The sequence below is a fragment of the Streptomyces sp. NPDC042364 genome (assembly GCF_056437585.1).
Genome location: NZ_JBWKAJ010000002.1, coordinates 206,148 through 219,140 on the forward strand (window position 1 = coordinate 206,148; position 12,993 = coordinate 219,140).

Consider the following 12,993-nt stretch of genomic DNA (forward strand, 5'->3'; position numbering starts at 1 on the left):
ATGGCATATGAGCGGGAAGGTGGGGTCCGGATCGTCAGCGGAAGAGGGGAGACCCGATGCGGCGAAGCCGCCGGCACAGGTGAGGAGGGCGCTGTGCGGACGGCGTGGCGTCTCGGCAGGGAGCGTCTGAGGACGGCGTACCGGGCCTCGGCGGTGATGTGGTCGGTCCACCTCGGGGACGACACGGCCGCGAGGTTCCGCGCCGCCGCCGACGTCCACGCAGCCGCGCGGGGCGCGGTCCCCGTCGTCGGCCGGGATCACGACGCCGACCGGGCCGGTCCCGGCCGGAGCGGCGGCCTGAACCGGACGGAGCCGCGATCTACCCCCGGTTACTATGCTCACTTCATACCGGAGGCCGGAGACGAGGCGGGTGACCCGAGGACGTGCTGAGAGAGGTCACCGCGACTCGCTATGTCACCCCCCTCCGGTCCGGTGGCTCCGTCCCCGGTGTCGTCGAGGCCGACGACCTGGGCACCTATGTCGTCAAGTTCACCGGCTCCGCGCAGGGCCGCAAGGCGCTGGTCGCCGAGGTGATCGTGGGGGAGCTGGCGCGTGCGCTCGGGCTGCGGTTCCCGGAGCTGGTCCTCGTCCACTTCGACCCGGCGATCGCCGACGACGAGCCGCACCAGGAGGTCCGGGAGCTGCACGGCGCGAGTGCGGGAGTCAATCTCGGCATGGACTTCCTGCCGGGCGCGAAGGACTTCACCCCCGAGGTCGCGAAGACGTTCCCCGTGGACTCCTCGGAGGCGGGCGGGATCGTCTGGCTCGACGCGCTCACCGTCAACGTCGACCGTACGGTCCACAGTTCGAACCTGATGGTCTGGCCCACCCTCGGGACCGTCCCTCCGCGGCTGTGGCTCATCGACCACGGCGCCGCCCTCGTCTTCCATCACCGCTGGGACGCCTCGGACCCCGCCAAGGCGTACGACTTCCGGCACCACGCCCTCGGCCACTACGCACCGGACGTCCGCGCGGCCGACGCCGAGCTGGCGCCGAAGGTCACCGAGGAACTGCTGCGGCGGATCGTGGCGGAGGTCCCCGACGCCTGGCTGAGCGTCGAGGACGGGTTCGCGACGCCCGACCGGGCGCGTACGGCGTACGTCGACTACCTCCACGCGCGCGTGCGGGCCTCGGAGTCCTGGCTCCCCACCGACTTCCCCTCCCGGGAGGAACTCGCCGCGGAGGAGGCGCTCCGCGCGGCGAGGACGCAGCGAGGCCGCCCGGACTGGCTCAAGCGGGTCCCCGACCTGCACGGCAAACCGGCGGCCGAACAGGATTGGTCGGTGCACCTCGGATGACGGACACGACGGACTCGGCGACCGGCACGCCCACGGCCCCCCGGCGCGTGTCGATCGAGTACTGCACCCAGTGCCGCTGGCTGCCCCGCGCCGCCTGGCTGGCCCAGGAACTGCTGACCACCTTCGAGACCGAGCTGGCCGAGCTGTCCCTGCGGCCCGGCACCGGCGGCGTCTTCGTCGTACGCGTCGACGACGAGATCGTGTGGGACCGCCGTGACCAGGGCTTCCCGGAGCCCACGGCCGTGAAGAAGGCCGTGCGCGACCGAGTGGCCCCGGGGAAGTCCCTGGGCCACTCGGAGAAGTGACGTCAGCCGGCACCGGCCGAAGCCGGTGCCGGCGCGGCGCCGGGGGTCAGCCCGTGAGCCGCTCGTACGCCGGCAGCGTCAGGAAGTCCGCGTAGTCCTCGTCGAGCGCGACCTGGAGGAGCAGGTCGTGGGCCTGCTGCCAGTGGCCCGTCGTGAAGGCCTCCTCGCCGATCTCGGCGCGGATGGCGGCCAGTTCCTCGGCGGCGACCTTGCGGGCCAGCTCGGGCGTGGCCTTCTCGCCGTTCTCGAACTCGACGCCCGCGTTGATCCACTGCCAGATCTGGGAACGGGAGATCTCCGCGGTGGCCGCGTCCTCCATGAGGTTGAAGATGGCCACGGCGCCGAGGCCGCGCAGCCAGGCCTCGATGTAGCGGATGCCGACCTGTACGGCGTTGACGAGACCGTCGTACGTGGGCCTGGCGTCGAGCGAGTCGACCGCGATCAGGTCGGCGGCCTCGACATGGACGTCCTCGCGCAGCCGGTGCTTCTGGTTCGGCTTGTCGCCGAGCACCTTGTCGAAGGACTCCATGGCGATCGGCACGAGGTCGGGGTGGGCCACCCAGGAGCCGTCGAAGCCGTCGTTCGCCTCGCGGTCCTTGTCGGCGCGGACCTTCTCGAAGGCGACCTTGTTGACCTCGGGGTCCCTGCGGGACGGGATGAACGCGGCCATGCCGCCGATCGCGTGCGCGCCGCGCTTGTGGCAGGTGCGGACGAGCAGTTCGGTGTACGCCCGCATGAACGGGGCCGTCATCGTCACCGCGTTGCGGTCCGGGAGGACGAACCGGGCCCCTCCGTCACGGAAGTTCTTCACGATGGAGAACAGATAGTCCCAGCGGCCGGCGTTCAACCCGGAGGCGTGGTCGCGGAGTTCGTAGAGGATCTCCTCCATCTCGTACGCGGCGGTGATGGTCTCGATGAGCACGGTGGCACGGATCGTGCCCCGGGGGATGCCGACGTAGTCCTGTGCGAGGACGAACACGTCGTTCCAGAGGCGGGCCTCCAGGTGCGACTCCGTCTTCGGGAGGTAGAAGTAGGGGCCCTTGCCGAGGTCGAGCAGCCGCTGGGCGTTGTGGAAGAAGTACAGGCCGAAGTCGACGAGGGCGCCGGGCACGGGGGTGCCGCCGGCGTCGACGAGGTGGCGCTCGTTCAGGTGCCAGCCGCGCGGGCGCATGACGACCGTCGCCAGCTCGTCGTTCGGGCGCAGCGCGTACGACTTGCCGGTGCGCTCGTCGGTGAAGTCGATGTTCCGGGTGTACGCGTCGGCCATGTTCACCTGGCCGAGGACGACGTTCTCCCAGGTCGGGGCGGAGGCGTCCTCGAAGTCCGCGAGCCACACCCGGGCGCCCGAGTTGAGCGCGTTGATGGTCATCTTGCGGTCGGTGGGGCCGGTGATCTCGACCCGGCGGTCCTCCAGGGCGGGCGGCGACGGGGCCACCTTCCAGGAGTCGTCGGCGCGGATCGCGGCCGTCTCCGGGAGGAAGTCGAGCGTGGAGGTGCGGGCGATCTCCGCGCGGCGCTCGGCGCGGCGGGCGAGCAACTCGTCACGCCGGGGCGTGAACCGCCGGTGCAGCTCGGCCACGAAGGCGAGGGCCGCGTCGGTGAGGATCTCGTCCTGGCGGGGCAGGGGCTCGGCGTCGACGATGGCCAGCGGGGACGGCGCTGGTGCGGACATGAGCTGTCACTTCCTTCAGCGGTCGTGGCACCGGGTGTCGGTCGACCCGGGTAGGGCGGGAAGCGCCCTCGCGTTCAGATGGCGGCACTTCTGGTTAGTGGATACTAGTTTCCTCATGGTGGAAGTTCAATGTTTTGTTGATGTCGGGATTCTCCGGTGCGAGGCAAGGGGGCGCCGGGTGCCACTCCGGCCACGCGCCGCTCATTCGAGATGGCCGAGGTCGGCCTCGGTGTCGATGTCGTACGGCCGCGCCACGTCCCCGCACTCGACGAGCGTGAGTTCCTCGGCGTGGGCCCTCAGGTAGGCGCGTGCCCCCTGATCGCCGGTTGCGGCCTCCGCGATGCCCGCCCAGTGCTCGGCGCCGAACAGCACGGGGTGGCCGCGCTCCCCGGCGTAGGCGGCGGCCACGAGTGCCGTGCCCGCTCCGGCCCACTCGTACGCGGTGAGGACCCGGGTCACGGCCTCCGGCCCGATGCCCGGCTGGTCCACGAGCGACACCAGCGCCGCCTCGGCGCCCGTCCCGGCCAGCGACTCCAGTCCGGCCCGCAGGGACGAGCCCATGCCGTCGGCCCAGTGCGGGTTGTCCACCAGGACGCAGCCGGGCAGTTCGGCCCGGGCCCGTACGCTCGCCGCCTCCGCCCCGAGGACCACATGGATCCGCGAGCAGCCTGCCGCCCGCAGCACCGCGACCGCGTGTTCGACCAGGGGGCGCCCGCGATGGGGGAGCAGCGCCTTGGGGCGCCCGCCGAGGCGCCGACCGCCGCCGGCGGCGAGCAGCAGTGCGGCGATGCGGGGTGGCTGACCGCCTTGGCCGCCCTGACGGTCCTGACCACCCTGGGCGTCCTGACCGCCTTGACCGTCCCGGCAGTCCCGACCGGCCTGACCGCGCTGATCGCCTTGACCGGCCTGGGCGGTGGTCGGCCGGCCGCCGTCGCTTCCGGTCTGCCGGTCGTCCTGACCTGCGGTCTCTCCGTCGTCTCGGCCTGCGGGCCGCCGGTGGTCGTGTGTCATGCGCCCTGCATACCCGAACCGGCGTGCAAGTGCCCGTGAGCCGGGGGCCGGTGGCGTCTGTCGGCAGAGGAATCCATGGGGCTGAATTTCGGTCCTCGGTGTGGCGCTCGCCATACCGTTGGCGTTTACTGGCCCGCGCCACCCCCGGCGGGCGACCTACGCGCAGGGGGGCGGCCGGACGTGCGACGGGGCGCGACCGGCGGGTGTGAGGGGGAGGGCTGGCTTGCGGAGCTTGGGGCAGAGGCCGGTGACCGGCAGTGGTGAGGATGAGAGGGTGGCGGGGCTGCGGTCCGCCGTGTCCCGGTTGCGCCGTGAACTCGCCGCGCATCCCGCCGATTTCCCGGACCGGGGGATCGCGGAGGACGAGTTGGCCGCGCTCGCGGCGATGGTCGTGAGCGGCATCCCCGAGGTCCCGCGCCTGCGGCGGTCCCTTCTGTTGATCGCGGGGGCGATCGGGTCGGTCAGCGCGCTGTCGAGAGGGCTGGCGGAGGTCCGCCTGGCGGTGGACCTGTTCGGGGAGCCGCCGGGTCGGTGACCGCCGGGGTCCCGCCCCGCCGCCCCGGTCCTCCACCACCCTCAGCCGGTGGGCCGCCGCGTCCTGGCCGGCTCAGCCGCAGCACCGGCGCGATCCGTTCCGCCGCCGCCTCCGTGACGCGGCCCGCGGGACCGCCGACGCGACCGCACCGCGCTGACACCACCACCGCTCGCGGCGCCATCGCCGGGACGCACCGTGACGGCGTCACGACCGGCTCCCTCAGCGCGCCGACGAAGGCGTTCCCGGCGGACACCCCACCCACCCGCAGCCGCGGAGCAATCCCCCGGCCCCGAGTCGTCACGCGCCCGGCGTCTCAGCCCCCCGTGCTGGCGAGTGCCTCCGACAGCTCCGCCGCCACCTGCCGCAGCACCGGCACGATCCGTTCCGTCGCCGCATCCGTGACGCGGCCCGCGGGGCCGGAGATGGAGATGGCCGCCGCGGTGGGCGAGTCGGGGACGGAGACGGCGAGGCAGCGCACGCCGATCTCCTGCTCGTTGTCGTCGACGGCGTAACCCATCTCGCGCACGTCGTCGAGCGCGGCGAGGAATCCGTCGGGCGTCGTGATCGTCTTCTCCGTGGCGGCCGGCATACCGGTACGGGACAGCAGGGCCCGGACCTCGTCCGCCGGCAGCTCGGCGAGCAGGGCCTTGCCGACCCCCGTGGAGTGGGGAAGCACCCGGCGGCCGACCTCCGTGAACATCCGCATGGAGTGCTTGGACGGCACCTGCGCCACGTACACGATCTCGTCGCCGTCGAGCAGAGCCATGTTCGCCGTCTCGCCCGTCTCCTCGACCAGCCGTGCGAGATAGGGGCGCGCCCAGGTGCCGAGCAGCCGGGACGCGGACTCGCCGAGGCGGATCAGGCGCGGGCCGAGGGCGTAGCGCCGGTTGGGCTGCTGGCGTACGTAGCCGCAGACCACGAGGGTGCGCATCAGCCGGTGGATCGTGGGGAGCGGCAGCCCGCTGCTCGCGGAGAGCTCGCTGAGGCCGACCTCGCCGCCGGCGTCCGCCATCCGCTCCAGCAGATCGAAGGCGCGCTCGAGGGACTGGACACCGCCGCCGGACGAGGACGACTTGGTGGAGTCGGTGGTGCTGGCGCTGGACGTCGGCACGGGCGCGGGTCCTTTCACGAAGGCAGGCGAAGTCGCAGCCTACCGGGCAGTTCGTTGACTGCTCCCTTGAGCGTCACTATGTTCTGCCTGGCGGAATTCTCCTTCCGTTTAATGAAAATGTCCAGGGGGTGGGATGGGGGAGCAGAGTGGAAGAGGGTGCCCTTGACGGGGTCCGGCCTGAAGTGAAGACTCCTTCAACAGAACGTTGAATTCCGTTACGTGGAAGTAAATCCCGTTGACGCGGAAGAGAAACGACCGCAGGACGAGAGGGGTCCGGGTGTCCGACGCTGAACTGGTGCTGCGCTCGACGCGGGTCATCACGCCCGAGGGATCGCGCCCCGCCGCCGTCGCCGTCGCGGCGGGCCGGATCACGGCCGTCCTCCCGTACGACGCCGACGTGCCCCCCGGCGCCCGTCTGGAGGATCTCGGTGACGACGTCCTGCTGCCCGGCCTGGTCGACACCCATGTGCACGTCAACGATCCGGGGCGCACCCACTGGGAGGGCTTCTGGACCGCGACACGCGCCGCGGCGGCCGGCGGCATCACCACCCTCGTCGACATGCCCCTCAACTCCCTGCCGCCCACCACGACGGTCGACCACCTCCGTACGAAACAGGAGGTCGCCGCCGACAAGGCGCACATCGACGTCGGCTTCTGGGGCGGCGCGCTGCCCGACAACATCAAGGACCTGCGCCCGCTGCACGACGCAGGGGTCTTCGGCTTCAAGGCGTTCCTGTCCCCGTCCGGCGTCGACGAGTTCCCGCACCTCGACCAGGAGCGGCTCGCCCGCTCCCTGGCCGAGATCGCGGGCTTCGGCGGACTGCTCATCGTGCACGCCGAGGACCCGCACCACCTCGACGCCGCCCCCCGGCGCGGCGGCCCCCGGTACGCCGACTTCCTCGCCTCCCGCCCCCGCGACGCCGAGGACACCGCCGTCGCGGCCCTCATCGACCACGCCCGACGGCTCGACGCCCGGGTGCATGTGCTCCACCTGTCCTCCGGTGACGCGCTGCCGCTGATCGCCGCCGCCAAGGCCGAGGGCGTACGGATCACCGTGGAGACCTGCCCGCACTACCTCACCCTGACCGCCGAGGAGGTCCCGGACGGGGCGAGCGAGTTCAAGTGCTGCCCGCCGATCCGCGAGTCCGCCAACCAGGACCTGCTCTGGCAGGCGCTGGCCGACGGCACGATCGACTGCGTGGTCACCGACCACTCCCCGTCCACGGCCGATCTGAAGACCGGCGACTTCGCCACCGCCTGGGGCGGTATCTCGGGCCTCCAGTTGAGCCTCGCGGCGGTCTGGACCGAGGCCCGCCGGCGCGGCCACGGCCTGGAGGACGTGCTCCGCTGGATGTCGGCCCGCACGGCCGCCCTCGTCGGCCTCGACCGCAAGGGCGCCATCGAGGTCGGCCGTGACGCCGACTTCGCCGTGCTCGCCCCGGACGAGACGTTCACCGTCGACCCGGCGGCCCTCCAGCACCGCAACCGGGTGACGGCCTACGCGGGCCGGACGCTGCACGGCGTCGTCAGGTCCACCTGGCTCCGCGGTGAACGCATCGTCGCGGACGGCGAGTTCACCGCGCCGAAGGGGCGGCTCCTCACCCGCACCCCCTGATCCACTTCCGCCTCGCGGCGGGCCCCAACCGAGAGGCAGACCTGATCATCGTGACGGCGATCGTGAACTTCACCGGCGACGCGAACCCCTACGGCGGCGGTGACCCGTACGCGGACTACCGCACCGCGGAATTCCCCTTCACCCACCACGCCAACCTCGCCGACCGCGGGCTCGGCGCCGGTGTCATCGCCGCCAACGACGAGTTCTTCGCCCAGCGGGAGAACCTGCTGCTGCCCGAGCGGGCCGAGTTCGACCCGGAGCACTTCGGGCACAAGGGCAAGATCATGGACGGCTGGGAGACCCGGCGCCGCCGGGGCGCCTCGGCCGACCACCCCTGGCCCACGGCCGACGACCACGACTGGGCGCTGGTCCGCCTGGGCGCGCCCGGCGTCGTCCGGGGCATCGTCGTCGACACGGCGCACTTCCGCGGCAACTACCCGCAGGCCGTGTCGGTGCAGGCGGCCTCGGTACCGGGCGCCCCCTCGCCCGAGGACCTCCTCGCCGACGACGTGAAGTGGACGACCCTGGTCCCGCGCACCCCGGTCGGCGGCCACGCGGCGAACGGCTTCTCCGTCTCGGTCGAACAGCGCTTCACCCACCTGCGCGTCAACCAGCACCCCGACGGCGGCATCGCCCGACTGCGGGTGTACGGCGAGGTCGTCCCCGACCCCGCGTGGCTGGACGTCCTCGGCACCTTCGACGTGGTCGCGCTGGAGAACGGCGGCCAGGCCGAGGACGCCTCCGACCTCTTCTACTCCCCGGCCACCAACACCATCCGGCCCGGCCGCGCCCGGGTCATGCACGAGTGCTGGGAGACCCGTCGCCGTCGCGACCAGGGCAACGACTGGATCCGCTACCGCCTGGCCGCCCAGTCCGAGATCCGGGCCCTGGAGATCGACACGGCCTGTCTGAAGGGCAACGCGGCGGGGTGGGCCGGTGTCTCGGTGCGCAACGGCGAGGACGGCACCTGGACGGAGATCCTCCCCCGCACCCGCCTCCAGCCCGACACCGACCACCGCTTCGTCCTCCCCGAGCCCGTGGTGGCCACCCACGCCCGTATCGACATCTACCCGGACGGCGGCATCTCCCGTCTCCGCCTCCACGGTTCCCTGACCGAGGAGGGCCGGACGCGGCTGGCCGCCCGCTTCCAGGAGCTGGGCGTCTGAGAAGTCAGGGAAGCCGAGGCGCTCGCGAGGGGCTCGGGGGACCGCGCGAACGTGCCCACGCCGTTGCGGTCGCCGACGGAGCGCTGTCCCGCACCCCCCGCGGGCGGCCGAACCACTTCCCGCCGCACCGATGAGTTGCGGGCGTCCGCGGGGTCTGAGGTGATGACAGCAGACCCCGCACCAGGAAGCAGGCGATCGCCATGGGCAAGCTCGTCTCGACCGTCTTCGTCACCCTCGACGGCGTCTACCAGGCCCCCGGCGGCCCGCGGGAGGACACCCGCGGCGGCTTCGAACACGGCGGCTGGAGCTTTCCGTACGCCGACGACGACTTCGGCACGTTCGTCGCCGAGAGCTTCGGCAGGGTCGGCGCGTTCCTCCTCGGCCGCCGGACCTACGACATCTTCGCCTCGCACTGGCCGAAGGTGACCGACCCGGCCGACCCCGTCGCCGGCAAGCTGAACACGCTGCCGAAGTACGTGGCCTCCTCGACCCTCACCGACCCCGGTTGGTCCGGCACCACGGTCATCCGCGGCGACCTCGCCGAGCAGGTCACCGCCCTCAAGGAACGCACCGACGGCGAACTCCAGGTGCACGGCAGCGGCGCGCTGGTCGGCTCCCTGCTGGCCCTCGACCTCGTCGACACCCTGCACCTGCTGACCTTCCCGGTGGTGCTCGGCTCCGGCCTGCGGCTGTTCCGTGAGGGAGCCCTGCCGACGGCCTTCCGGCACGCGGGCGGCCGGATCACCGGCCGCGGGGTCTCCATCCAGACGTACGAGCTGGAAGGGCGCCCGGCCTACGGCAGCTTCGCCCTCCCCGAGGACTCCGAGGACGTCTCCGAGGACGCCTGAGGACGCCTGAGGACGTCTCACGGGGCGTCGCATGTCGTCGTATGTGAAGAGAACGCGCCGTCCGTGAACTCCTGTTAACTCCCGGAAAACTTACCGTGCGTGCCGGGCGAATCATCCAGCTTGTCATTGACATGCCATCGTCTACGCGCGTCATCATGAGGGCATGAGATTCCCCCCACGCACAGCGCGCGCCACGCGTGTCGGCGCCGTCGCCGCCCTGATGTCCGCCCTCCTCGTGGGCGGCACCGTCACCGCCGGCGCCGCGGACACCTCGGCCGCCGCGGTCGGCAGCATCTGCTACGGCGACCTGCCGTCGCAGGCGCACACCACGCTCGACCTCATCGAGCGGGGCGGCCCGTTCCCGTACTCGCAGGACGGGAGCGTCTTCCAGAACCGGGAGCGCGTCCTGCCCTCCCGGTCCAGCGGTTACTACCACGAGTACACGGTGAAGACCCCCGGCTCCTCGACCCGCGGCGCCCGCCGCGTCGTCACCGGGCAGCAGCACCAGGAGGACTACTACACCGCCGACCACTACGCGTCCTTCGACCTGATCGACCACGACTGCTGATCACCGCCGGGACACCCGCCGGGCCGTCCGTCCTCCCCCACCCGGACGGGCGGCCCGACGGGCCGGTCACCCGGCCTTCCGGCCGTCGGCCGCCGCGAACAGCGCGAGCCCCAGCACGATCAGCGCGATGCTCACATAAATCTCGTAGCCGTCCAGGACGGCCCACCGCTGTGTCACACCCCACCTCAGTTTGCCGGTGAGCTCGTACACCAGACCGCCCGAGCCCTGCAGCAGGGCGATGAAACCGAGGAACTCCAACAACTGCTTCATAGGAGAGATCCTCACCGCGAGGACCCCTCGCCCTCATCGGCCGCGGGGCGCGGCCCTTCCGACCGGAGTACCGATACGCACGACGCCGGACCGCCGAAAGTCGGGCGAGGGGTACGACTTTGGTCGCTGTCCCCGGCATCGGGGACCAACGAGGCCCGGTCCCCGCATAGATTTGTCGACTGTGAGCGCTGACGAACAGGTGGCCGAACCACCGGACTTCCCCGCGCGGCGCTGGCTGTTGCCGTCGGCCGTCCTCGACCCCGCCCTGGATCCCGGCACCGGACGGCCGGGGAGACGACCCCGGCGCACCGCGCGCGACTGGGTCGTCGACTTCACCTGCTTCCTGATCGCGGTGGGCATCGGCCTCCTCGGTGTGGACACGGTGAACAAGGAGACCGACCTCCCCGCGGCCCTCGCCGTCCTCGACCAGGTGCTCGGCGCGCTCGCGTGCGCCGCGGTCTGGCTGCGCAGGCGCCGGCCGACGGGGCTCGCCGTGGCGATGGTGCCCGTCTGCTTCGTGTCCGCCACCGCGGGCGGGGCCGGCCTGGTCGCCCTCTTCACCCTCACCGTCCACCGGCCCTTCCGGTACGTGGCCTGGGTGGGCGGCGCCTCCCTCCTGCTGAACCCGGTCTTCTTCCGGCTGCGCCCCGACCCCGACATCACCTACCCCTGGGCGGTCTTCGTCTCCGTCGTGCTCACCGCCGCCACCGTCGGCTGGGGCATGTTCGTGCGCGCCAAACGACAGCTCATGCTGAGTTTCCGGGACCGCGCCCAGCGGGCCGAGACGGAGGCGGCCCTGCGGGCCGAACAGGCACAGCGGCTGGCCCGCGAGGCCATCGCCCGAGAGATGCACGACGTGCTCGCCCACCGGCTCACCCTGCTCAGCGTGCACGCGGGCGCCCTGGAGTTCCGGCCCGACGCGCCCCGCGCGGAGATCGCCCGCGCGGCGGGCGTCATCCGGGAGAGCGCCCACGAGGCGCTCCAGGACCTGCGGGAGATCATCGGCGTCCTGCGCGCGGGCGAGTCCGAGGACGCCGGGCGCCCCCAGCCGACGCTCGCCGCGCTGGAGGGCCTCGTCGCCGAGTCCCGCGTCGCCGGGACGAAGGTCGTCCTCGACCACCGCGTCACCGACCCCGCCGCCGTCCCCGCCTCCGTGGGCCGCACCGCGTACCGCATCGTCCAGGAGTGCCTGACCAACGCCCGCAAACACGCACCCGGCGCCGAGGTCACCGTCACGGTCTCGGGCGCGCCGCGCGACGGACTCACCGTCTGTGTACGCAATCCGGCGCCGCCGGGGGAGGTCCCGCCGGTCCCCGGCTCCGGCCAGGGACTCATCGGCCTGACCGAGCGGGCGACGCTCACCGGCGGGCGCCTGGAGCACGGCCCCGAGGCGGACGGCGGCTTCCGGGTGCGTGCCCGGCTGCCCTGGGGCTGAGAGTGTGGGTGTACGGGTCGGCGGGGCAGCGGGTGCGGGTGGTGGGTGGTTTCTCGCGCAGTTCCCCGCGCCCTGAAGGGTGGAGCGAGGCGACCCCGGGGTCACCCCGTTCGCGGCACCACCCGCTGCCCCGCCGACCCGTACACCCACGCCGACGCCTCGTCGATGAAGTCACCGGGGAAGCCGAGGCGGAAGCCGGTGGTGTCCTCCAGGCGGGCCAGTACCTCCTCGGGCAGCACGAGCCGGGCCGCGCCCAGGTTGTCCGTGAGCTGTTCGGCCCGGCGGGCGCCCAGGATGGGGTGGACGGCGGGGGAGTGGGCCATGGTCCAGGCGATGGCGACCTGCGCGGGGGTGGCGCCGAGTTCGTCCGCGGCGGACTGCACGGCCTGCGCGACCGCGCGCTCCCGCCGCCCGACCGTCTCCGCGGACAACCGGGTCGCCGTGCCCGGCGCCGGCCCGCCCGGACGGGTGTACTTGCCGGACAGGATGCCGTTCTGCAGCGGGCTCCAGGCCGCCACCGACATCCCGAACGCCTCCGCCATCGGCAGCAGTTCACGCTCGATGTCCCGGTTGAGCAGGCTGTACGGCACCTGGAGCGCCGACAACGGGGACCAACCCCGCCACTCCGCCAGGGTGTTGGCCCGCGAGACCACCCATGCCGGGGCGTCCGAGATCCCGACGTACAGCACCTTCCCCGACCGTACGGCGTCGTCCAGGGCGCGCATCGTCTCCTCGACCGGCGTGTTCCGGTCCCAGATGTGCACCCAGTACAGGTCGATGTAGTCGGTCTCCATCCGCCGAAGACTGGTCTCCAGCGACAGGGCCAGGTTCTTGCGGTGGTTGCCCGCCGCGTTGGGGTCGGTGCCGTCGCGCGAGACGGTGTACTTGGTGGACAGCACGAACCGGTCCCGCTGCCCCTTGAGCAGCTCGCCGACGATGCGCTCGCTCTCTCCGCCCCGGTAGTTGACGGCCGTGTCGATCACATTGCCGCCGGCCTCCGCGTACACGTCGAGGATCCGCGCGCACTCCGCCCGGGGCGCCCCCACCCCGCCCTGCTCGCCGAACGTCATGGCGCCGAGGAACAACTCGGAGACACGGAGCCCGGTCCGGCCCAGGAGTCGGTAACGCACCCAAAACCTCCGTCAGTTGAATGCCGTGG

General features: G+C 72.3%; 13 protein-coding genes. 8 read left to right on the forward strand and 5 right to left on the reverse strand.

Going from position 1 to position 12,993, the window contains the following annotated elements; all coding sequences use genetic code 11:
* Positions 1–383: 383 nt before the first annotated feature.
* Together AC067N_RS04230 and AC067N_RS04235 are read left to right on the forward strand one after the other, a co-directional pair.
* The gene (locus AC067N_RS04230) at positions 384–1,298 is read left to right on the forward strand and encodes a HipA family kinase (protein WP_478677356.1); all 915 of its coding nucleotides are present in this window, start codon (positions 384–386) and stop codon (positions 1,296–1,298) included.
* Entirely contained in the window at positions 1,295–1,603 is a 309-nt protein-coding gene (locus AC067N_RS04235) for an Rdx family protein (RefSeq protein WP_478677357.1), read from the forward strand. Before AC067N_RS04230 ends, AC067N_RS04235 begins: the two co-directional genes overlap by 4 nt.
* A gap of 46 nt (positions 1,604–1,649) precedes the next feature.
* Here the strand turns inward: AC067N_RS04235 and aceB are convergent, their stop codons facing one another.
* Complete coding sequence (gene aceB, locus AC067N_RS04240) at positions 1,650–3,275, reverse strand: malate synthase A (protein ID WP_478677358.1); 1,626 nt, start codon at positions 3,273–3,275, stop codon at positions 1,650–1,652.
* Positions 3,276–3,476: 201 nt separating this feature from the next.
* Positions 3,477–4,064: a nucleotidyltransferase family protein gene (locus AC067N_RS04245; protein ID WP_478677744.1), complete on the reverse strand. Its 588-nt coding sequence runs from the start codon at positions 4,062–4,064 to the stop codon at positions 3,477–3,479.
* 469 nt (positions 4,065–4,533) lie between these two features.
* Between AC067N_RS04245 and AC067N_RS04250 the strand changes: the two genes are divergently transcribed.
* Positions 4,534–4,821, forward strand: coding sequence for a DUF5955 family protein (locus tag AC067N_RS04250; protein ID WP_478677359.1), 288 nt, complete (start codon positions 4,534–4,536; stop codon positions 4,819–4,821).
* A gap of 313 nt (positions 4,822–5,134) precedes the next feature.
* Here AC067N_RS04250 and AC067N_RS04255 read toward each other — a convergent pair whose 3' ends face one another.
* On the reverse strand, positions 5,135–5,932 hold the full coding sequence (locus tag AC067N_RS04255) for an IclR family transcriptional regulator (RefSeq protein ID WP_478677360.1): 798 nt from the start codon (positions 5,930–5,932) through the stop codon (positions 5,135–5,137).
* 277 nt (positions 5,933–6,209) lie between these two features.
* Between AC067N_RS04255 and allB the strand changes: the two genes are divergently transcribed.
* The 4 genes from allB to AC067N_RS04275 all read left to right on the forward strand — a co-directional run bounded on the left by allB (position 6,210) and on the right by AC067N_RS04275 (position 10,129).
* Entirely contained in the window at positions 6,210–7,547 is a 1,338-nt protein-coding gene (allB, locus tag AC067N_RS04260) for an allantoinase AllB (RefSeq protein WP_478677361.1), read from the forward strand.
* A 50-nt stretch (positions 7,548–7,597) separates the two neighbouring features.
* Positions 7,598–8,713 (forward strand): allantoicase, encoded by a 1,116-nt coding sequence (alc, locus tag AC067N_RS04265; protein WP_478677362.1) that lies wholly within the window; start codon positions 7,598–7,600, stop codon positions 8,711–8,713.
* Between the two features lie 200 nt (positions 8,714–8,913).
* On the forward strand, positions 8,914–9,561 hold the full coding sequence (locus tag AC067N_RS04270; protein ID WP_478677363.1) for a dihydrofolate reductase family protein: 648 nt from the start codon (positions 8,914–8,916) through the stop codon (positions 9,559–9,561).
* Between the two features lie 163 nt (positions 9,562–9,724).
* Positions 9,725–10,129: a guanyl-specific ribonuclease gene (locus AC067N_RS04275; protein WP_478677364.1), complete on the forward strand. Its 405-nt coding sequence runs from the start codon at positions 9,725–9,727 to the stop codon at positions 10,127–10,129.
* Positions 10,130–10,195: 66 nt separating this feature from the next.
* Here AC067N_RS04275 and AC067N_RS04280 read toward each other — a convergent pair whose 3' ends face one another.
* Positions 10,196–10,399: a hypothetical protein gene (locus AC067N_RS04280; protein ID WP_478677365.1), complete on the reverse strand. Its 204-nt coding sequence runs from the start codon at positions 10,397–10,399 to the stop codon at positions 10,196–10,198.
* A 181-nt stretch (positions 10,400–10,580) separates the two neighbouring features.
* Here AC067N_RS04280 and AC067N_RS04285 point away from each other — a divergent pair, with 181 nt between their 5' ends.
* Positions 10,581–11,834, forward strand: coding sequence for a sensor histidine kinase (locus AC067N_RS04285; protein WP_478677366.1), 1,254 nt, complete (start codon positions 10,581–10,583; stop codon positions 11,832–11,834).
* Between the two features lie 101 nt (positions 11,835–11,935).
* Here AC067N_RS04285 and AC067N_RS04290 read toward each other — a convergent pair whose 3' ends face one another.
* Complete coding sequence (locus AC067N_RS04290; RefSeq protein ID WP_478677367.1) at positions 11,936–12,964, reverse strand: aldo/keto reductase; 1,029 nt, start codon at positions 12,962–12,964, stop codon at positions 11,936–11,938.
* Positions 12,965–12,993 lie beyond the last annotated feature (29 nt).

Excerpts from the sequence above, each read along its gene's own strand:
- AC067N_RS04280 (WP_478677365.1), bottom strand. The coding sequence starts at position 10,399 with ATGAAGCAGTTGTTGGAGTTCCTCGGTTTCATCGCCCTGCTGCAGGGC.
- aceB (WP_478677358.1), bottom strand. The coding sequence starts at position 3,275 with ATGTCCGCACCAGCGCCGTCCCCGCTGGCCATCGTCGACGCCGAGCCC.
- AC067N_RS04235 (WP_478677357.1), top strand. The coding sequence starts at position 1,295 with ATGACGGACACGACGGACTCGGCGACCGGCACGCCCACGGCCCCCCGG.
- AC067N_RS04270 (WP_478677363.1), top strand. The coding sequence starts at position 8,914 with ATGGGCAAGCTCGTCTCGACCGTCTTCGTCACCCTCGACGGCGTCTAC.
- AC067N_RS04275 (WP_478677364.1), top strand. The coding sequence starts at position 9,725 with ATGAGATTCCCCCCACGCACAGCGCGCGCCACGCGTGTCGGCGCCGTC.